The 20,218-nt window shown below is 27.7% G+C and carries 28 protein-coding genes; 24 read left to right on the forward strand and 4 right to left on the reverse strand.

Features of this window, described 5'->3' with window-relative positions; genetic code table 4:
• The first annotated feature begins 111 nt into the window (after window positions 1-111).
• The 5 genes from P344_RS02145 (at window position 112) to P344_RS02160 (ending at window position 4,376) form a co-directional block, all read left to right on the forward strand.
• Entirely contained in the window at window positions 112-741 is a 630-nt protein-coding gene (locus P344_RS02145) for a hypothetical protein (protein ID WP_038677565.1), read from the forward strand.
• A 72-nt stretch (window positions 742-813) separates the two neighbouring features.
• A complete protein-coding gene (locus tag P344_RS02150; protein WP_248679176.1) occupies window positions 814-2,565 on the forward strand; it encodes a DUF2779 domain-containing protein in 1,752 nt (583 codons plus the stop codon).
• A 7-nt stretch (window positions 2,566-2,572) separates the two neighbouring features.
• Window positions 2,573-2,845, forward strand: a complete 273-nt coding sequence (locus P344_RS07400; RefSeq protein WP_248679177.1) for a hypothetical protein — start codon at window positions 2,573-2,575, stop codon at window positions 2,843-2,845.
• A 16-nt stretch (window positions 2,846-2,861) separates the two neighbouring features.
• Window positions 2,862-3,821: a methionyl-tRNA formyltransferase gene (fmt, locus tag P344_RS02155; RefSeq protein WP_025317251.1), complete on the forward strand. Its 960-nt coding sequence runs from the start codon at window positions 2,862-2,864 to the stop codon at window positions 3,819-3,821.
• A 15-nt stretch (window positions 3,822-3,836) separates the two neighbouring features.
• Window positions 3,837-4,376 carry an ECF transporter S component family protein gene (locus tag P344_RS02160; protein WP_025317252.1) on the forward strand — a complete coding sequence of 180 codons (540 nt, stop codon included), beginning with the start codon at window positions 3,837-3,839 and terminating at the stop codon, window positions 4,374-4,376.
• Window positions 4,377-4,411: 35 nt separating this feature from the next.
• Here P344_RS02160 and P344_RS02165 read toward each other — a convergent pair whose 3' ends face one another.
• Both P344_RS02165 and P344_RS02170 read right to left on the reverse strand, forming a co-directional pair.
• Entirely contained in the window at window positions 4,412-4,651 is a 240-nt protein-coding gene (locus P344_RS02165; protein ID WP_025317253.1) for a hypothetical protein, read from the reverse strand.
• Between the two features lie 98 nt (window positions 4,652-4,749).
• A complete protein-coding gene (locus P344_RS02170) occupies window positions 4,750-5,052 on the reverse strand; it encodes a hypothetical protein (protein WP_025317254.1) in 303 nt (100 codons plus the stop codon).
• Window positions 5,053-5,379: 327 nt separating this feature from the next.
• On the opposite strand from P344_RS02170, the gene P344_RS07835 reads away from it, so the two are divergent.
• From P344_RS07835 to P344_RS05980, 3 genes are read left to right on the forward strand one after another with little or no spacing between them, the layout of a single operon-like run.
• Entirely contained in the window at window positions 5,380-5,823 is a 444-nt protein-coding gene (locus P344_RS07835; RefSeq protein ID WP_269078612.1) for a DeoR/GlpR family DNA-binding transcription regulator, read from the forward strand.
• Complete coding sequence (locus P344_RS07840; RefSeq protein ID WP_269078613.1) at window positions 5,792-6,097, forward strand: DeoR/GlpR family DNA-binding transcription regulator; 306 nt, start codon at window positions 5,792-5,794, stop codon at window positions 6,095-6,097. Before P344_RS07835 ends, P344_RS07840 begins: the two co-directional genes overlap by 32 nt.
• Before the next feature lie 47 nt (window positions 6,098-6,144).
• On the forward strand, window positions 6,145-6,342 hold the full coding sequence (locus P344_RS05980) for a hypothetical protein (protein WP_025317255.1): 198 nt from the start codon (window positions 6,145-6,147) through the stop codon (window positions 6,340-6,342).
• 25 nt (window positions 6,343-6,367) lie between these two features.
• On the opposite strand, the gene P344_RS07845 is transcribed toward P344_RS05980, so the two are convergent.
• Window positions 6,368-6,493 (reverse strand): hypothetical protein, encoded by a 126-nt coding sequence (locus tag P344_RS07845; RefSeq protein ID WP_269078614.1) that lies wholly within the window; start codon window positions 6,491-6,493, stop codon window positions 6,368-6,370.
• Between the two features lie 38 nt (window positions 6,494-6,531).
• Here P344_RS07845 and P344_RS05985 point away from each other — a divergent pair, with 38 nt between their 5' ends.
• The 7 genes from P344_RS05985 to P344_RS02190 all read left to right on the forward strand — a co-directional run bounded on the left by P344_RS05985 (window position 6,532) and on the right by P344_RS02190 (window position 10,504).
• A complete protein-coding gene (locus tag P344_RS05985; protein ID WP_025317256.1) occupies window positions 6,532-6,993 on the forward strand; it encodes a PTS sugar transporter subunit IIC in 462 nt (153 codons plus the stop codon).
• 56 nt (window positions 6,994-7,049) lie between these two features.
• Complete coding sequence (locus P344_RS05990) at window positions 7,050-7,415, forward strand: PTS sugar transporter subunit IIC (RefSeq protein WP_025317257.1); 366 nt, start codon at window positions 7,050-7,052, stop codon at window positions 7,413-7,415.
• Window positions 7,416-7,564: 149 nt separating this feature from the next.
• Complete coding sequence (locus P344_RS05995; protein WP_051413765.1) at window positions 7,565-7,816, forward strand: hypothetical protein; 252 nt, start codon at window positions 7,565-7,567, stop codon at window positions 7,814-7,816.
• A 71-nt stretch (window positions 7,817-7,887) separates the two neighbouring features.
• Window positions 7,888-8,184: a PfkB family carbohydrate kinase gene (locus P344_RS07405; RefSeq protein WP_236681416.1), complete on the forward strand. Its 297-nt coding sequence runs from the start codon at window positions 7,888-7,890 to the stop codon at window positions 8,182-8,184.
• Window positions 8,135-8,542 carry a carbohydrate kinase family protein gene (locus P344_RS07410; protein WP_236681417.1) on the forward strand — a complete coding sequence of 136 codons (408 nt, stop codon included), beginning with the start codon at window positions 8,135-8,137 and terminating at the stop codon, window positions 8,540-8,542. The genes P344_RS07405 and P344_RS07410 overlap by 50 nt, the downstream gene beginning before the upstream one ends.
• A gap of 82 nt (window positions 8,543-8,624) precedes the next feature.
• The gene (locus P344_RS07415) at window positions 8,625-8,807 is read left to right on the forward strand and encodes a hypothetical protein (protein WP_236681418.1); all 183 of its coding nucleotides are present in this window, start codon (window positions 8,625-8,627) and stop codon (window positions 8,805-8,807) included.
• Window positions 8,808-8,881: 74 nt separating this feature from the next.
• Window positions 8,882-10,504: a BglG family transcription antiterminator gene (locus P344_RS02190; protein WP_025317259.1), complete on the forward strand. Its 1,623-nt coding sequence runs from the start codon at window positions 8,882-8,884 to the stop codon at window positions 10,502-10,504.
• Window positions 10,505-11,268: 764 nt separating this feature from the next.
• On the opposite strand, the gene P344_RS02195 is transcribed toward P344_RS02190, so the two are convergent.
• A complete protein-coding gene (locus P344_RS02195) occupies window positions 11,269-12,714 on the reverse strand; it encodes an APC family permease (protein ID WP_025317260.1) in 1,446 nt (481 codons plus the stop codon).
• A gap of 220 nt (window positions 12,715-12,934) precedes the next feature.
• Here P344_RS02195 and obgE point away from each other — a divergent pair, with 220 nt between their 5' ends.
• The 9 genes from obgE to P344_RS02235 all read left to right on the forward strand — a co-directional run bounded on the left by obgE (window position 12,935) and on the right by P344_RS02235 (window position 19,746).
• On the forward strand, window positions 12,935-14,239 hold the full coding sequence (gene obgE / locus P344_RS02200; RefSeq protein ID WP_025317261.1) for a GTPase ObgE: 1,305 nt from the start codon (window positions 12,935-12,937) through the stop codon (window positions 14,237-14,239).
• Window position 14,240: 1 nt separating this feature from the next.
• Entirely contained in the window at window positions 14,241-14,981 is a 741-nt protein-coding gene (gene nadE / locus P344_RS02205; protein WP_025317262.1) for an NAD(+) synthase, read from the forward strand.
• A gap of 166 nt (window positions 14,982-15,147) precedes the next feature.
• Entirely contained in the window at window positions 15,148-15,522 is a 375-nt protein-coding gene (hpf, locus tag P344_RS02210; protein ID WP_025317263.1) for a ribosome hibernation-promoting factor, HPF/YfiA family, read from the forward strand.
• A gap of 215 nt (window positions 15,523-15,737) precedes the next feature.
• Window positions 15,738-15,899, forward strand: a complete 162-nt coding sequence (locus tag P344_RS06650; protein WP_156028520.1) for a hypothetical protein — start codon at window positions 15,738-15,740, stop codon at window positions 15,897-15,899.
• Between the two features lie 721 nt (window positions 15,900-16,620).
• A complete protein-coding gene (locus tag P344_RS02220) occupies window positions 16,621-17,007 on the forward strand; it encodes a hypothetical protein (protein ID WP_025317265.1) in 387 nt (128 codons plus the stop codon).
• Between the two features lie 51 nt (window positions 17,008-17,058).
• Window positions 17,059-17,322 (forward strand): glycosyltransferase, encoded by a 264-nt coding sequence (locus P344_RS08065; RefSeq protein ID WP_408640658.1) that lies wholly within the window; start codon window positions 17,059-17,061, stop codon window positions 17,320-17,322.
• 447 nt (window positions 17,323-17,769) lie between these two features.
• Window positions 17,770-18,090, forward strand: coding sequence for a hypothetical protein (locus tag P344_RS02225; RefSeq protein WP_156028683.1), 321 nt, complete (start codon window positions 17,770-17,772; stop codon window positions 18,088-18,090).
• Between the two features lie 60 nt (window positions 18,091-18,150).
• Window positions 18,151-18,597 carry a hypothetical protein gene (locus tag P344_RS02230; protein WP_025317267.1) on the forward strand — a complete coding sequence of 149 codons (447 nt, stop codon included), beginning with the start codon at window positions 18,151-18,153 and terminating at the stop codon, window positions 18,595-18,597.
• A 570-nt stretch (window positions 18,598-19,167) separates the two neighbouring features.
• Complete coding sequence (locus P344_RS02235) at window positions 19,168-19,746, forward strand: hypothetical protein (protein ID WP_025317268.1); 579 nt, start codon at window positions 19,168-19,170, stop codon at window positions 19,744-19,746.
• The last annotated feature ends 472 nt before the right edge of the window (window positions 19,747-20,218 follow it).

Below are 20,218 nucleotides of genomic sequence, written 5' to 3' on the forward strand. Positions count from 1 at the left end.
ATTTTATTTACTATTTGTTTTGTTAAGATATAATATTAATAAGAAAAAGGTTAGTATTAACTAGCAGTTAGATTCATCATGGAACTAAAACTTATGGGAGGTTTATTTTAAATGTCAAATTTATTTGGAAACTCAATGACAATGAATATTATTTTGGTTGTGATTGTGGTGGCAGTTATTATTTTTGCGGTGGTTTCGTCGGTAATGGGGAAAAAAGCCCAAAAATTAGAACGGGAAAAACGAAAAAAACAAGTTAAAGATAAAATTAAACAATATATTAAAGAAACTGATAATCGCAAAAATTTACGCTTAGAATATGAAAAAGTTATTGCCCGCAAAGGTAAAGAATATAAATACCGTGATATTTTTGATGTAATTGTTGACATTTACGAGGCAAAAACAAATAATTTCTTAGAGCAAAAAGCGTTTGAAATTGAAGGAATTTCAAAAAAAATTAGTAAAAAACAATATGAAACAACGTGAACTGTTAACCAAGAAATTGATTTAGAAGAAGCTAAACGCCGAATTAATATTATTGAAAAGAAAGTTAAGTTAACAAAAGAAGAAAAAAAATCCCAAAAAGAACAAACCAAAAAAGAAATTGAACAACAACGTCAGGAAATGTTAAAAAAACGGGAAGAAGAGCGCAATTTACGTAAAGCTGGTAAAAAAACAGCGGCTAGTGGTCATCTCGAAGATAAGCCAAAACCAAAAGTTGAAAAATTTGTGCCCCGAAAATAAAAAAATAAATTTAAGTTTGAATTTATTTTTTTATTTTATTAGTATAATTAATTTAGTTGGAGGTTAATAAAAATGGATCCTAAACTTACTTTAAAAAAAGAAGATTATAAACGCTTTAAAAAATGTTTTAAATTATCCTGAGCATTAGCTAACCGGGCAAACTTAAAACAAGTTCAAACATGGGTTAGTGAACAACAACTTTCCGTTTTTTTTGATTTAAAAGACAATATTCATGGTGCAAAAATTGATGAAGATAGTTTTTTAAATGATGAAGATGAAGAGAATAATGCTGTTAATATTTTGAATGAAAACCTCTATGATTTAATGTTAGAAACAGCCTGACCAGCCGGAAAAGGCAATGATGATTTTGACACCCAAAAACTAATCAATTATCATGATGATTTAAACCAATTAATTGATCCCGAAGAGATTATTGAATTTTATCCTGGGGAAACCATTGCGGATGGAAATGAAGTAGGAGCCCGGGCCCGGGAATATTTTACTCGCGATTATAAATGTTTTAATCTTGACCATTATAGTAAAAAAATTGCTTTTGCTAAAACCCAGGAGATTTTACAAGACCAGTCTTACCAAGTATATTTTGAACCTTCTTTTCAATATAATAATTGTATTACCAAATGTGATATTTTAAAACGTTTAGATGATGGTAGTTTTCATTTAATTGAAGTAAAAGCTTCTACGGGGAAAAAATATGATAAAGACTATGGTGCGTATATCGAAAAAGATCTGAAGATTGATCATGCCTATGATATTGCTTACCAATATTATGTTTTAACTGGCTGTGGTCTGCAGATTAGTAAAATTTCAGTAATGTTATTAGACCCGTCATATTATCGCCACGGCGATATTAATTATGATCGCCTTTTTATTTTGCAAGACTATTTTAAACAACCATTGACACGAATGGAAGGGGTATCATTAATGACATTTGCTCAGCAATTAACAACTGGTGATATTACTGACCCGCGGTTAAAAAATGAGCGCGCGATTGAACTCGATTTAGCATCAATTAAACTAGGATATCAAAAATCATTAGCAGAAATTTATGATTTATTTGTGAGTGCTAGTTGTTGAAACCAAAAACCAGATGATCATTTTCGTTATTATGGTTATTGCCAACATGCAAGTGCCTTGCTTCCCGAGCATAATAGTGTTTTTGAACTTTACCGGGGGATGGGCAAGAAAACTTTACTATTATATGAAGAAAATATTATGATGTTAAAAGATATCCATTTGCCATTTAATTTTAAACGCTCAGCCACCTTAAAAAAAACTTTACAATTTAATGAACCCCAAACGCGGCAAATTAAAGTGCTCCAGGATTTAGACCCCATTATCAATCCCCACCGGGTAGATGAATTACTACAGATTTTTTGTCAGTATCAATATCCCATTTACATGTATGACTTTGAGACAATGAAAGCAGCCGTTCCGCGTTTTGATTATTCATATTCTTATCAGCAGATCCCTTTTCAATATTCAGTCCATGTTTTAACAGATGATAACTTTGATTATCAAGATGAAAGCACTATGGACCATTATGCTTATTTAGCTGATGGTCTTGAAGATCCGCGCTTGGCGTTGGCTACCCAGTTAGTTGCTGATTTAACTAAGAATGGGGTGGGAGTATATGTTGCATATTATAAAAGTTTTGAATGTAAAGTTCTTTTTGAACTAGCGGATTATTTAAATTGAAAAATTTCCACAACAGATAACATATCGCTTAAACAGCAATACCAATATCTCCAAACTAAATTATTAGAAATTAGAGCCAAAACAATTGATTTAATGGATTTTTTTTAAAGACTTTATGATTTATAAACCAGAATTTTATGGTTCCAAATCAATTAAAAAAACCCAACCGGCTTTTGATCCCCAGTTTACTTACCAGGAATTGAAAATTCGAAAAGGGGATATGGCCAGTGAAACCTTCCGCCGGCGCGTTGAAAATAATATTACCTTACCAATTTGGTTAAAATATTTTCGTTCCGCAATGTTGAAATATTGTAACCGTGATACGTTAGCAATGGTCTTAATTTTCCAACATATTAAACAATTATTACACCTGCACCATTATTTATAGAAAGGGAATGATTAAAATGAAAAAATATCGGGTAATTTTTATGGGGACCCCCATGTTTGCCACAAGTGTTTTAAAAACTTTGTTAGAAATGAAAAACCAGTTTGATATTGTCGGGGTAGTGTGTCAACCCGACCGGAAAACTGGGCGCAAACAAGAAGTTCAGTTTTCACCTGTGAAGCAATTAGCGCTCGCTAATAACTTACTAGTTTTTCAACCAGAAAAATTAATTGATGCCTATGAAGAGTTAGCCCAATTACAACCCGACTTAATTTTAACTTGTGCGTATGGCCAATTTATTCCGAGCAAAATTTTAGCATTGCCAACTATTAATTGTTTAAATGTCCATGCATCATTATTACCAAAATTACGGGGCGGGGCACCTATTCATAAAGCAATTATTTATGGGGATCATGAAACAGGGATTAGTTTAATGCAAATGGTTAAAAAAATGGATGCGGGGGATGTCTATTATCAAAACAAACTAACAATTAGTTTAACTGATACAGCCAGTTCATTGCATGATAAATTAATGGTGTTAGCAATTGACATTATTAAACATCATTTGATTCCAACTTTAGAAAATAAATACCACCCAGTAGCCCAGGATGAAACAAAGGTTACTTTTGCTTATAACATAACACGAGAAGAAGAACGAATTAATTGGAATCAAATTAAAGAGAATATTTATAACCAGATTCGGGGATTATATGCGTGACCAATTGCCTATACCACTATCAATGATAAAATTTATAAAATTCACGAGGCAAAAATTAGTTTAGATCATTTAACTATTAGTGATCAACAGTTAGCAAACGGAACAATTGTTACGTTAACGAAAGAAGGGATTAAAGTCAAAGTAATTAATGGTTATCTTATTCTCCTAAAAATTCAACGCGAAGGAAAAAAACCAGTAGAAACTAGTGTTTTTTATAATAATCCTTCCCCCAAAATTGCTGTTCATCAACAATTTGTTTAAAAGGAAATGATTCTTATGTACCGCTTAAAATCAATTCGTTATTTAACAACCCTTGCATTAGTTACTGCAATCTTAATTATTATTGCTTTTATTAGTCAGTTTATTAAAATTGCTAATGGGAAAAGTGTTTTACAATTATCGGATGGGTTATTTTTAGGATTAACAATATTTATTCGTGGGCCATTAATGCTAATTGCAGGGATACTTTATGCTGGAATAATTGACTTAATAACGGGGGGGCTAGTTTTCATTCCAGTTTCAATTATTATTCGAATCTTAATGTTTGTTCTTACTTACTTTTTATATCGTATTATTACTAGGTATGTTGCTAACTTATTAAGTAGTTTAATGCTATTATGATACGTTTTATATGCTTATTTATTATTTGGTCCATCCGCAGCTATTATTGAGTTAATTAATGATGCCATCCAAATTGCTATTTGTTATATTTTTTCTATTATCATTTCTGTGACGTTAGAACGGATTAATATTAAAAGTAATTATCGGATATGGAATGATCAGCAATTTGATATTTATAAAAAAATGGATAATTAAATTATCCATTTTTTTATATTAATTAAATTATCTTATTATTTATGAATTGAGTCATCATTCACTGGTGGCGCAGATGGGGTAAGAACTAATTGTTCGTTATAATGGTTATCCAATTGAGATTGAATATCATTTGTTTTTTTCGCATTTTTAATTTTTCTTTGTATTAATTTTTGTTTCTTTTCAGTTAGTTCTTCAGCATTAATTGTATAAGTTTCTTTGATCTTATTATTAGTTTCAATTTGATCATAAACTCATTTTACCAAATCACCAGGCATTTTTTTAATTCTCCAATTGTAATAGCTGCAACTTCTCGTCCCTCAACTTTTATTACAATTTCATCATTTTCATTACTGTTTGCTAAAATATTATAAATTTATTTGTGAAATTTTTGATAATATTCTTTAATTTTGTTTTGTTCGTCTTTTTCATATTTATTTAAATCATTATAAAATTTTCATAATGCTAAAAAAACAACATTACTAACTTTTATTTTTTCATTATTTCCAGTAAGTTTATTTTTTATTCTCGTTCATAAACTTTTATTATTGGCCGGTTCATTTTCAAGCTCTTCATTATCTGAATCTTCAACAAACCCTTCATCAAAACTTTCTTCAAATTGTTGTGATGGTTGTCTTTTTTCTTCCAAAGATGGTGAAGAATTGTCGTTGTCTAACAATTGTTCATTTTCTGTTAAATCTTCTACAATTCCTTCATTATTATTTAAAGATAAATTTTCTTATGGCACAAGGGCACCTCTATTTCAAGAAAAATACCATAAAAAAGTTCATTTTTTATGGTATTTTAAATACTCTCTTTGTAATTTTATTCCTACATTAATTAATTGTAATATACTTAAATTATAGCAATTTAACAAAAAAAGCTTAAAAATAACCTTGATAAAATTCAAACAAAAAAAGTGTTGAAAACGAATAATTTCTATCATAATTTATTATTTTTAGTTTTTTTGGTTTATTTTGGTTAAATTAGGATATAATGAAAATAGGTGATAAAGCATATTAGATGGCATAAAATTTTAGAATTATTAAAAGAGGACCATATCATTTTAGTTAATGATATTATTGAAAAATTAAATCTTTCACCAACTACTATTTGTCGTGACTTAACGGAAATGGAACAGCAAGGATTAATTAAAAAAACTCATGGGAGAGTTAAATTAAAGGAAAGTAAAGAATACGGCTTTGAAGAACAAATTAATCAAAAGATCCAGCATAATGCAAAAGAAAAATATTTAATTGCTAATAAAGCTGTTAAGTTAATTAAAGATAAAATGTCAATTTATTTAGACGCTTGTTCTTCGACATTAGCTTTGATTAAATTAATTGATCCAACCCAAAAAATTATCATTATTACTAATTCAATTTTACATGCTGAATTATTAGCTATCGCTGGTTTTCATGATGTTTATTTATTATGAGGTAAGTTATAAGTTATTAACCGGCGCTTTAATCGGTTGAGAAGCAATTAGTACTTTGCAAAAATATAATATTAACTTGGCTTTTTTAGGAGTAAATGGAATTGACCATAATGAGTTATATACGACTGATCCTGAAGAAGCAATGATTAAAGCCGAAGTTATTAAAAGAGCAAAGCAAGTGTATGTTTTAGCTGACCAAACTAAATTTAATCATAAGTTATTAGTAAAATTTGCGACAACAAATGAGGTTGAAATTATTTCCGCAAATTGAAAGAAAAGTAACTAAAGGAGAAAGGCGGGGAAGAACATCTTCAAGCATTATCACAGTTAGCAATGTTTTTAACTAATAAGGATACAATTAACCAAATTAGAAATGCAACATCTTACCAAGAACTAATTAATGCTTTTCAAATTAAAGCATCACCAGAGATGGACAATTTAGCACCAAATCAACATTATGATGTGATTGGGATTACCGCTTGTCCAACTGGTATCGATCATACTTATATGGCAAAAGAAAAATTAGAATAAGCAGCCGATGCAATGGGATATACAGTTAAAATTGAAACCCAAGGTCGTAGCGGTTCCGAATCCGTTTTAACTGCTCGGAAGATATTGCCAATGCTAAAATTATTATTTTTGCCGCTGATAAGGCAGTTACTAATTTAGGGCGCTTTGCCAATAAAGAAGTTCTTGAAGTTGGAACCAAAGATGCTATTTATGATGGTTAAGCTGTTTGTTATTAAGCGATATTTGAATCATGATCGTTTAACAACGATTAAAAATAAAAGTGCCAGTGATGAAGTTGGCGAAATTTCTTTAAAACAATTTAAATATGTTTCGCGAAATTTATTAGTCGAGGTTTCACGAATGTTACCATTCGTTGTTACTGGGGGAATTATTTTAGGAATTGTATTTTTATTAGATTCGGGTTATACGGGTAGTGACTTTGGAACTAAATGTCCAATTGCCCGCTGGTTTAGTGGTCTGAGAAAAATTGCTTTTGCAATGATGATTCCAATTTTAGGAGCCTATGTTGCGTATTCAATTGTTGGTCCCCAAGGACTTTTGCTGGGAATGATTGCCGATTTAGCAGCAACCGCACCTGAAATGTTATATAGTTCGGGCCAAGACCCCACGAAATGAGTTAATGAATTGGCAGTTTATTACCATCAGGATTAGAGTATAATTCAGGATTCATTGGGTCGCTAGTCAGTGGATATGCGGCGGCCTTCATTGTGTATGGTTTAAAAGTAATGTTTAAAAAAATTCCCCAATCCTTACGGAGAGTTAAAGATATTGTTTTTATTCCGGTGCTATCAGTTTTAGCAATTGGAATCGTAATGTTTGCTTTAAACATTCCGTTAGGTTATTTTGCTTATGGCTTAAAATTAGGAGTAACCAAATTAAATGAATATAATGTTTCAGTTATTGTGGAATTAATTTTAGGATTTATGATGTGTGTTAACTTGGGAGGACCTGTCAATAAGGTAGTTTACACATTAGGAACATTATCAATTAATCCTAATGTTGGGCAATCTGGTTTTGTTTATGAACCAACTATTATGGGTTCAGTAATGGCAGTCGGAATGGTTTCCCATTAGCAATTGCTTATTCATGTTTAGTATTTAAAAAAGTATGAATACCAAAAAACCGCAAAGCCTTGTGTGAACTGATTCTTAGCATTGTGTTTTATTACAGAGGAAGCAATTCCTTATGCGGAAAAAGATCCCAAACGTTTATTACCGGCGCGATGATGGTTGGAGGAGCAATTACTGGTGGTGTGACAATGGCATTCCAAGTTAGTTTAAGTGTTCCGGACGGAGGAATCTTTGTTTTTGCTCTCTTACGATCAAACCTATTTAGTGGAACTGGTTTACAAATTGGAATGGGAATTGTTTTCTACTTATTAGCAATTATTTTAGGAGCGATTGCATCAACACTTATCTTAAGTTTTTGAAAAATGCATGATATTAAAAAAGGAAAATTGAATATTAATCTTTAAAAAAGTTGATACCCAAATTAAGTTTTGGGTTTTATTTAAGTATAATTGTGAAAGGAGATGAGATTATTAAAATGATTTATACTTTGACTTTAAATTCCGCCGTTGATTGGATTGTGGAAACTGAAACTTTTAGTTTAGGAGTGACAAATAAAGCTCTGAATGAATATGAGGTTCTTGGTGGTAAGGGCATTAATGTTTCGGTAATGTTAAAAAATTTAGGATACGAAACAACGGTTTTAGGATGAATGGGCCAAGATAGTAAACTTGAATTTTTAAATTATTTAAAAGCAAAAAATATCGATAGTAATTTTGTCGAGGTTGCTGGGCAAGGTCCGGGTAAATTTAAAAATAAAAAACTTAACTACTAAAAAACAAGAAACTGAATTAAATGATTTACGCTTTCAAGTTTTCAAACCAGATGTTACAAAAATAATTAAACAGTCATTAGCCTTCACATTTGCTTTAATTACTTTAATAATTTTTGTAACATCTGGTTTGTATGCTACAATTGCCAAGTATTGTGCTGAAAATAATATTATGTTTGTAGTTGATAGTACCAAAGAAATTTTATTACTAACATTATCTTATTATCCGTTTTTAATTAAACCAAATCTTGAAGAATTAAATGAACTGTTTCAAACTAATTATCAGTTTATGGAAGTAAGAGATATCATTAACCTTGATCAGCAGTTAATAACGGATGGGAGCCTAAAATGTTTTAATTAGTAATTGGAAAGAGGGGAGCATTTTAATTACTAATAAAAATATTTATTAAGTTAGTAGTGCTAGTGGGCAATTAGTAAATTCTGTGGGAGCGGGTGATTCGATGGTTGCTGCTTTTATCGGGGCTTACTTAAAACACCATGATTTTTATCAAGCACTTTTGTATAGTGCGAGTGCCGGAGCTGCAACAGCATTTACCAAAGGGATTACTGAAATGTCAGAAGTTAAAAAATTATTAAGACAAATTAAAATAAATGTAATAAAATAATATTACATTTATTTATTTTATTTTTTAAAAAGAAAAAATTAATAATATAATTAAAGTAAGGAGAAAAAATAATTATGTTAGATTCAAAAGATTTGGAAATACTAGAGGCCTTAAAAGAAAATTTGGACCAGCCTTTTAAAAAAATTAAAAATTTCTTAAATCATATTAAAATATCGCGTGGTGATTTTTATTATCACTTAAATCATATTAATAGTGTTTTAAAACATAAGAACAAAACTTTGAATGTTACTAAAATTACCAAAGAAGAGTTTCAAGAAATTTATGAATTAATTACTTCGAAACAGGATATATTTTTAAATAGTAATGTTGGTGGTTATATTTTAGTTACTTATGTCTTTTTAAATGACTATACCAAACTAAGTACCATTAGTAAATTACTAAACATTAGTGTGAATAGTGCTTTTAAGTTAATTACTAAAATTAATGAAACGATTCGCGAAAAATATCACTATGATAAAATTTTAATTTCAAACAGTGGTAACGGGTATTTCTTTTGTGGTGATGAATTATCAAAACGGAAATTATTGATTAATCTTAGTATACAAATTAATACAAATAAAAGTAGTAAATTAATTTTAGATTTTATTTTTAACAAGTTTAATTTACCATATGGTTATGAAGACTTTTTAAAGATAAAAAATATTTTATTATCTCATAAAAATGATTTATCATTTGTTGAACTCGGGTGAGATACATTATCCTTAATTTTATTTATCACCTTGGTATATCGTAAAAAATTTAGTGAAGGTCAACAGCTATATTCCAAAATGGCAGACTATGAACAGTTTTATAAACATCAAAAATCATATAGTATTGCTAGTAAGGTTATTGATGAAATTTGTGAAACCTTTAATATTGAATTTACTTCTAATCAATTTGAAAAATTATTTTTATCAAATATGTTTTTATCAAAACATGAAATGATTGTTGCCACCAATAACTTTGGTTATGAATACCAAGTCATTACTAATTTTTTGCAACAATTATTTGATCAATTAGAAAAAGAAGGGTATACTATTAATCGCCATGATGCCCAACAACGGTTATTTCGGTTTTTAATTTGAACAAAATACCAATGAGAAAATTTATGGACAATTGATGCCACCACAAAATTAAAAAAAGATTTTATTAATTCCCGGGTGGAATATAAAACCTTGTTTAAGTTTTTAACTGCTAATTTAAACCAAAATATTAAAGAAGTTATTAATAAAGAACTAATTGAAAAACAAATTATTGAGTTTACCATTATTTTCATTCCGTATATTAATACTTTTCCCCAAAAAGATGTTATTCACAAAGAAGCAATTCTGGTTACTGATTTAAAGGGAAGTTTAGCTAATTTACTAAAAGCAAAGGCAACTGAAATGTTTCCTAATTTTTATATTAATAAAATCATTTCGTTAAATAATTATTACAAAAATAAAAATCACTATGATTATTATTTAAAAATTAGCAATGATGTTAACATTGAAAAAGAAAACAAGGGAATTTACTTTTCTTTAAATACTAATTTAGAAGATATGTTAGCTAAAATTAAATTAGAAAGTTTAGCAATTGAAGATTTATTAGATTTTGAAAAAGCAAAAATGATTGTTAATAAAATCCTGGGATCAGATGCAACTAGTGAAGAAAAGGTTCAGGTTCTTTTACAATTATTTTATTTAGCAAAAAAATAAACCGTAAAATTTATTGTTTCTATTTTTCATACAAAAAATAAGTTTATTTTTAATAAAAAAAATTTCGCTTTTCAATGATTTAATTATATTAGGAAGAGATTTATAAAACGAACAGCAAGTCTTTTCTTAGATACATTATTGATTAAAAAATAATTATGATAGGAAAGGAGGTGGTATCCTCATATGGGTACCCCATTAATTGATAAATATAAACTGCAAAAAACTATTTACGAATGCGAAAATTATTTAATCAAGGAAAGAGGTATCTGTATTGAAATATTATATTTATAAAAGTATTAAAGATGTATGTTAAATTGCATTTAAATAACAAACTTATTCATATATAACATTTATAAATTTACCTTCGAAAATACATATAAATTAATATACCCCATTAAAATAACTTATCATAAGAAATATCTTATAACAAATAACAAGTGTTGTTAAAAAATAATCATAAGTTTTATATTTTAGTTTTAAATATAATTTATAAAAATTTATTCTTATCTCCATTTTAATATGTCGCTATTTACTCATTCTCGTCTACATTGAATTTGTTTAAGTCTTATATAATATTTAAGTTTTTTAGCACATCTGTTATTCTCAAAACCCTTATGCTTAATAATAAATTGAACTTTATAAAAAATATCCTCTCATTTATTTAAATTTAAGTTCAAAAAAACATGATAATTTTAATAGATCTTTATTCCTCGATAAAGGTCTTTTTTTATTGGCCAGGAAAAAAGACTATTTATTAATAGTCTTTATACTGTTTCAAAGGTTTGCTGCGACTTAACTAATTCCGAATTTAATAAGGTAGGATCAACTTTGGCACTTGCTTCGGGTTCTGATTTTTGGGTTTTTTTAATTAAATATTCATTAATTGCTCACATAATAATCACAATCATCATCGTACCTAATAAGAACCAACGGGTAATTCCTCCTGGTTCGGCAAAAATTGAATAAATAATATAAGAAGTAAAAGTAGCTAAAATTACCACTGATAAAATTGCAAACGGTCAAAACATGCGAGTTTTATCAACTGGAACTTTTTTACGAATCCGATTAACAATGGCCGCTAAGATTAATAAACCATAAAAGATAAAATCAAGAACTGTAATCGCATTTGATAACTGGTCAATAATATAAAATAAATCGCCAGTAGCAAAATAACTAACTAATACGGCAATTAAATATCACACAATTCCAATAATAGTTTGGTAAATTGCTGATCATTTTAACGAAATTGCTTTTTGGAAGAAAAAGAACTTATCTTCGGAAGCCGCATGGATTGCATGGGCTCCCGTTAAGGTCATCCCGTTTAAACTAACAAGAGCGGAAATCACAATCAACCAATAAATTACTTTGGTAAATCAGCCAGCTAACGTATTAGTAAACAAGGTAAATAAACTTCCATCATTTGTTCCTAAGAAGATTGAGATTGATAATAAAACATAAAAGACAATAATAAATACCATTCCACAAAATAAGGCCTTAGGGACTTGTTGTTTATTAGTAACTTCTTTTTGTAAATTTGCGGCATAGATAAAACCATCAAGAGAGAATAAAATTGGTGCAATTGCAATAAAAAAATTCTTAGCGTGTCAGCTCCGCATTGTTGATTCATTAAATGAGTTATCACTAGCTGGGTGAATGAATCCTAAAAATAATCCAATAATTAACGGGAATAACTTAATTCCTAGCCCAATAATTTGAATGATTTTCCCTGAATGACGAGTGAAAGCATTGGCAATTCCAAATAAACTCATTATTCCCACACCCCCAACCAAGAAGATTACTAATTTAACTTCAGTGCTTGGAGTTACTTCTAACGCAATTAATATAAAATCAATAATTAAGTACGATAAAATTGAGTAAATAATAGGTATATAACCTAAGATATTAAAAATAGCTACTAATGATCCGGTTTTTCGATTAACAAAATGACCAAATCAGTTAGCTAAGGTACCACTTTTGGCTTTTTTAGTGGACGAAGCGATTTCCATAAAAGTGACAATCATCGCAATTCCCAAAATTCCAACAATGACTCATAAGATAATTGCCATAATTGGGTTTTGGGTAATTCCTAAAACATGGCCTTTCCCAAGGTCATTTTTTGAATAAATTCCAACCCCCACAACAATCCCAATCATTGTCGCAAACACAGTTAAAAACTCAAAAAGTTTTAGATGTTTTCTATTCCTACTCACTAACTAATCACATCCTTTCCCTTTCATTTTTCATAGTTTTCAAAGTAGTTTAGAATATAATTATATTATAAAATTTAAAATTTGTAATAAAATTAATTTTGGAATTCTTGGTGACCGGGTTTCTTAGTAAAATTAATGGTTATTTTAAATAATAATCTTAGCACTTTTTTAATAATTTTAGGGTAAGATAGATATAGTACAGAAAGAAAAGAGTAGATAAATGAAATTTATTGATGTTGCAACAATTAAATTACAAGCAGGAAAAGGCGGCGATGGGGCGGTCGCTTTTCGTCGTGAGTTATATGTTCCCAAAGGTGGCCCATCCGGGGGCGATGGTGGTAATGGTGGTGACATTATCTTTGTTGGGGATGAAGGAATGAACACCTTATTAGATTTGAAATACCAAAGTGAAATTAAAGCCCAAGATGGTGAAAAGGGGGACATTAAAGATATGCATGGTAAAAATGCTCCCCATAAATATGTTAAAGTTCCGTTAGGAACCTTAGTTATTAATAATGCGACAAATCAAATTATTTGTGATATTTTGGAACATAATCAAGAATGTATTGTCGCAAAGGGCGGTAAAGGTGGCCGTGGTAATGCCCGCTTTGCAAACTCACGTAATAAAGCTCCAACCATTTTTGAAGCAGGGGATTTGGGCGAAAGTCTTGAGGTTCGGTGCGAATTAAAAGTTTTAGCCGATGTTGGATTAGTTGGGCTCCCGAATGCTGGTAAATCAACTTTATTATCAAAAATATCAAAAGCAAAACCCCAAATTGCTGATTATCCTTTTACAACCTTAACTCCGCAGTTAGGGGTCACTAAGGATAGTAAAAACCGCAGTTTTGTGGTGGCGGATTTACCGGGACTAATTGAAGGTGCTAGTTTAGGAAAAGGACTTGGTCATGATTTTCTGCGCCATATTGAACGGTGCAAAATTATTGTCCATGTGATTGACATGTCCGGGAACTATGGGACCGAAAATGTGGTTGCCAATTATCATAAAATTCAAAATGAATTAAAATTATATAATTATAAGTTAGAACTTCGCAAAGAATTAATTGTTGCTAATAAAATGGATATTGACAATGCTCGCGAAAACTTACAAGAATTTAAACAACAAATTAAAAATGTTCATATTATTGAAACAAGTGGGTTATTAAACCAAAATTTAGATGTTTTATTAAACTGGGTTGGGGATTTTTTAGCCGAAATTAAGGAAAACAAAGCGTTATGACAACTTGGAGAAGCAGAACCTACAAGTGATGCTAGTTATAAATATTATACTTATGAAGAAAAACAACCAGATGTTCAAATTATTAATTTAGGAAATGGACTTTGAAAAGTTGAGGGTGAAAGCGTTTTTAAAGCTTACCATAAAACACCAATTTCAACTTATGATAACTTATTATTATTTAATAAAAAATTGCAAGATCTCAAAGTATTTGAAATGTTATGTGCCAAAGGAATCCAACCCGGCGATACAGTTAAAATTTTTGATTATGAATTAGAATGGGATGGTTAAAATGGAAAAATTACAAGATTATTTAGATTATTTAGTTACTTGAATTCGCCAAGAAGTAGCAGCCGCTCATTGCCAGGGGGTTATTGTTGGTTTATCGGGGGGGATTGATTCTGCGCTTGTAGCATTATTAGGACAAAAAGCCTTTCCTAATAACCATTTAACGGTGATAATGCCTTGTCATTCTAATCCGGTTGACCAGGAATATAGTATGAAACTAGTCAATAACCACCAGTTAACATCCCAATTTGTTGATTTAACAACTACTTATGATGAACTAGTGAAAAATTTATCATTATCACCAAATAATAAATTAGCACTAGCCAATATTAAACCTCGTTTACGAATGACAACATTATATGCTTTAGGACAAGCTCATCAATACTTAGTGTTAGGAACTGATAATGCTGATGAATGACATATTGGTTATTTTACTAAATATGGTGATGGCGGAGTTGATTTGGTGCCGATTATTCATTTGCTAAAAGGGGAAGTTCGCCAGGCAGCTAAATTATTAGGTGTTTGTCCAGAAATTATTACCCGGAAACCAACGGCGGGATTATGAGAAAACCAAACCGATGAGGATGAATTGGGTTTTACTTACCAAGAACTTGATAATTATTTACAAGGTTTTGAGACAAGTTCAATCATTAGTGAAAAAATTAAAAAATTACATACTATTTCTGAACATAAAAGAAAATTAGCAAAAGCTCCTGCGCGAGCATTTAGTAAGTTAAAATTTTAAACCCAAGATGACCAATAAAATGGAAAAATTTGATTCACTTATAAAAGAACTTGACCAGTTATTTCAAACTAATAACCAACAAAATGTTATAATTATTTTTTTGTTTCACTTTACCAAATTTAAATAAAATAGATTATAATTAAGTCAATAGAAAAGAGGATGTCGTATGAAATATACTATTAGAGGCAAAAATCTTGAAGTAACTCAAGCAATGCAAGTTCATATTAATACAGTATTTAATAAATTAGAAAAATATAGTCAAGTATCTCCTAATGATATAGTTCAAATGGATATTGAATTTTATAAAGAAAATCAAGTCCATATTAATTGTTCAATTGATATAAAAGGAAAAAATAACTTCTTAAAAGCAGAAGTAACTACCGATGATTTTTATAAAGGTGTTGAGCAAGTATCCAAAAAAATGGAAGATCAAATTCGTCGCATTAAAAACAAAACTTATCATGGGAATGGGAAAAAAGTTGAGTCATTTGCCCATGCGATTGAAAAATACAATGATTTTATTGAAATTGATGATGACTAATTTTATTTGATTTTTTTAACAGTTAGTTTATTTAAAAAAACAAAATGAGAAGTTTATAATACCACCAATTAAATGCTTTAATTAAATATATAAATAAGGTATATTTATGTAAAGATAATTTAATTTGAGCATAGATAATGCCTAATAAAAAGAGAATTTTTATTTTATTAGGCATTTTTTAATTAAATTTTTTTTAAAGAAAGAAGAAACTATTTATGGAACATATTGAATCAACTTTTAATAATTTACAAAATATTTTTAACCAAAATATTGACGTTTTAAATAAAGCCACAACTATAGATCCCAAAGCTATTGAAAGATTAGAAATATTAACACAAAAATTAGTTAATTTTAACTTCGGTTTTATTGATATATAAAGGATTTGGAACAGCAACATAATAAATTAGCAAATGATCGCCGAAAAATTATACATTATTCCAATGCGTGAGAAAAATTTATTAATAATTTAACTGCAATTGAAAATTTAAAAAATATTTTTTCTAATTCTGAAGAATTGGTTAAAAAAGCAAGGATGAAATTAGTACTTTAATTAATGAAGCTGATGAATTAATAACCAAGGCTTATACTCTTAATGGTATTTTTTTAAAAATTAAGAATAATAGTTTATATAATGATTTATTTCCAGATAAATCACTAATTGATAAATTCCTTACTATTGATTGAAACTTTTTTAAACCAAATTATGCTTGGTATTAGAAGCCAACCAAGATTTAGGAAAGTGCTAGAAGAGGCAAACCGAAATAAATTTTTTAAGAAAAATAAAGCTAATAATTTAAACATTGAATTATTCCCAACTGATTTGTTAACAATTAACTTATCACCAATTATTGGTGTTTTAAAAAGTTTAAAATCAAACATGCCGGTAAAAAACAAAAAGAAGATTTTTTCATTACTCAACAAAATTTGATTAAAAATAAATGAACTCAAGTTCCTTAATACCAATTATACTGTCAAACATTACAACTTTATTTAGCGTTTTTAAAACAAAATATTTTAACAAATAACCCTGATTTAATAAAAAAATTAAATATTGAAGAGATTGAATTTTATTTAGCTCCTTATCGAAAATATAATAGTATGTCGGAGACTAAAGGAAAAAATATTAATTATATATATATTGATAGTAAAGAATTAACTGATGAAGAACTTTCCCAAATAAAAATTTCAACAAGTCATATGGCTTATTACAAGCTTAATTTTTGGCTAAATTTTAATTTTATTGAATTTAAAAACCTTATTTATTATAAAGTTCTTGCTAATTTCCTTGAAAATGACCATCCGGAAAACTTTGATGAATTTTCTAGTGTTGTAGTTAATAACTGCAAAGAATTATGAAGTAACTTTGAAAAAATCTTAAATTCTCTAGTCAATCAAAAATCATTACGTGAGATGGCTAATAATTTTTTAATAGATAATAAAATTATGACTTTTGATGAATTACAAGAATATAAAATTAGTTTATAAAGTAAATTTTCAAAAAAAAAAAAAATAGATTATCGAGGAATCAAAGCTAATATTAAATTTTTAGATGAAGAGCATGACATTTTAAATCCTCAGATTAATCAATATATTAATTGAAATATACGAGAATTAAATAATAATGTTTTCGATATTTTAAAGTATGTTGTTTTAAGAAAATATCCTGGTTTTTACCATAATTTAGATACTCATTTATTATCTTCACTTGATATTGGCAAAATTATTACAAATATGCAATCTCCCAAATTGAAATTAGAGGAAATTCCTCAAAAATATCATCAATATTTTGATTCAGATTAAAAAAATCTTAATATAATTAATTGATTAAATTTTGAAAAAGTTGATATAGACAAAATTAATGATTTTAAAGATAAAAATTTCATTAGGGAAATAAATATCTATAATCATTATATTTTAGAATTGTACCTATATTATGAACAAATATTAATTCCGCAAGAATTTATGAATCATGAAAATACAATTAATACTAATCCCGCCGTTGTGGATTCTTCAACATATATTTTTGGCTATGAGTGGCTTTTTACATTATATTGAGTTATATAGTGTGTTACCAAAATGACTGCAAGATATTAAAGATAAAGAATATGTTATTTTTAATGATTAGCAAAATATTACAAGTGATTCAGAATTATTTATATTAATGAAAAGTATATTTATTATATTCATAAAAAATTATACTATGATTTAAAGGCTTATGCTGCTAGTAATTCTAAGCATAAAGATGAAATGCCTAAAATGGATTTAACTAGATTCGTTGATAGTATTAAACTAAAAATTGAAAATTTTAAAGCTAATTTTAATGAAAATTTAGAAAAAACTGAATTAATTAATTTAGAAGCAAAATATGATAATAATATTAAAATTTTAACTGATGTAGAAGATATTAAATATGTTGAAATTTCCAAACCGTTGTTAAATAAAATATGTAAGGAGTTACTAACAACTATTCCTGAGTATAAAGATGTTGATTCCAAAGCTTTTTTTACAAGAAAAAATTGCTGAGAATGAGAACTTGGAATTATTTATTTATTACTTTTGAAAAATTAGCACATAATGAAATTTATAAATATAACCAAGATGATCCGCGTTTTTTAAAAACTACAAGCAATGATTAAAGAAATTTACAATTTTTTATTAAAGATATTTAATAATTTAGAAGCAAATTTATGGGGAAAGGAAATAAAATTTGATAATTATCAAGATTTTACAAAATCATATCTTGATTTTATTGATGAAAAAAATCAACCAGTAATTGGAGCTCTCGTTGATTTTTATAAAATTATAACTGCAAATAGTAATTATGGTTTTGTTGGTGTTAGAGATTTAAATAATTTTTTAAATGAAATTATTACAGAATTCTTAAAAGATTACACTAAATTAGAAGCTGAAATTTTACAAGGAATTATTCCGCAAAAATGTTATGACTATTTTAACATTTCACCTAATCAAAATTTATATCTTGATAATATTCTAAAAAATATTTTTATAATTAATAATCCAATAATAGAGCAAAAAGAATCAAAATTTAATTTAGAAGAAAAAATATTTGAATAACTCCATTAAGCTTGTTGATATGAAACAAAAAAATGAAATGATTATTATAGAAAATATTATGCTTCTTATGAAAAATTAATAAAAGATGTTAATCCGTTAGCAGAACAACTTAAAAATAAAGAACTACCTAAATTATTAGTTTTAACTTTAACAAATTTAGTTTTAGTGCCTAAGGAATATAATAAAATTTATTTAAAATATAAAAAACTTTGACAAGATTTTACAAATAAATTAATGAATTAGCAAAACTAAATAATCGTTTTTCTCCTAGCCGAGAATCAACTCAATATTCTAATTTAAAAAATCAGGTAATAATACTAGAAAAAGAGTTTGAAGAAGTCGAAAAAATAATACTTTTAAAACTTAAAAATTTAGATAAAATTAGTAAGGATATTCAGGAAATAAATGATTTCCATGTTAAAATTCAAGATGTTTTTACGAAAATTAATAAAATAACAATTGATTTGAATGATCATTGTTCAAAATTATTAGAGATATATAATTGATTAGAGAAAACTAGTAAAGATATTGATAATAATTTCAAACAAATTCACCAGGAATTGGCTAAAAATGAAACCACAAAATATTTTTATGCTAAAGAACAGCAAGTATTTGGTGAAAATGCATTTTTTTCAAAACACTCAGGAATTAATAAAAGATAAAATGTGGACTTTAGAAAAAATAATGGTTTTTGAAGAAATAATAACTTCTTTTAAAAATATAAATAATATATTTGTAGGTAACGATATGCAATTACTAAACATTCAAAAACTTAAACAAAATTTAAAAATTCTTTTTACAAAATTTAAAATATTAACAAAACTAAGTGAAGAAGAAATAAAAACTCCTCAATACAAAAATTTTTTTGCTGATTTAAAGAAAAATTATAATATTTTATGTTACCGAATTAAAAATACTCCTAATTTACTAATTAATTTAGAGATTCAAGAAGAAAAACAATTTATAAAAAATATCCAAAATTCAATAATTTCTAACTCTATTGTTTGTGAACCAGAAATAATAAATTTTTCTGAATTTTATGATGACGAGTTATATCAAAACCTATGTTACAATTATTCGAAAAGAGGAGAGATTATTCCTCAATTACCCATTTGAAGCAAAAATATAATGACATTGCCAATTGTATAAGAAAGCATTATAATGATCAAAAAATCAAACTATAACTAATTTACAAAATTCCTTTCCTTTTTATAATGGCATTTTAACTTGAATTTCTACAATGGGTAATCCCTTGGCGGATATAATAATGGAGACAGAGCAAATTTAAAAAATAACGAAGTTATCAAAAACTAAACTAATAAAATAGGGATAGTAAAACCAAACGAATCGTAAACAGATAATCAAAAAAATCCTAAGTAAAAAATTAGCTAATCTTAAAGCATAAAATCTCAAATCTAAAAAACTTATTTTAAATAGATGGGAAGTTTATTGTGATTTTAAAAATAGTAATTCATCTTTAGTTTTAAAAACTTTCATTGCATTAAATATTATTAATAATTTAGAAGAAGATAATAAAAAATATCAAATGTTATATCAAAATGTTTTGAACCAAAAAAGAAAGAACCCACCTTTTAAAGAGCAAAATATTATGAAAAAAAGC

The sequence above is a fragment of the Spiroplasma mirum ATCC 29335 genome (genome assembly GCF_000565195.1).
GTDB classification, from domain to species: domain Bacteria; phylum Bacillota_I; class Bacilli_A; order Mycoplasmatales; family Mycoplasmataceae; genus Spiroplasma; species Spiroplasma mirum.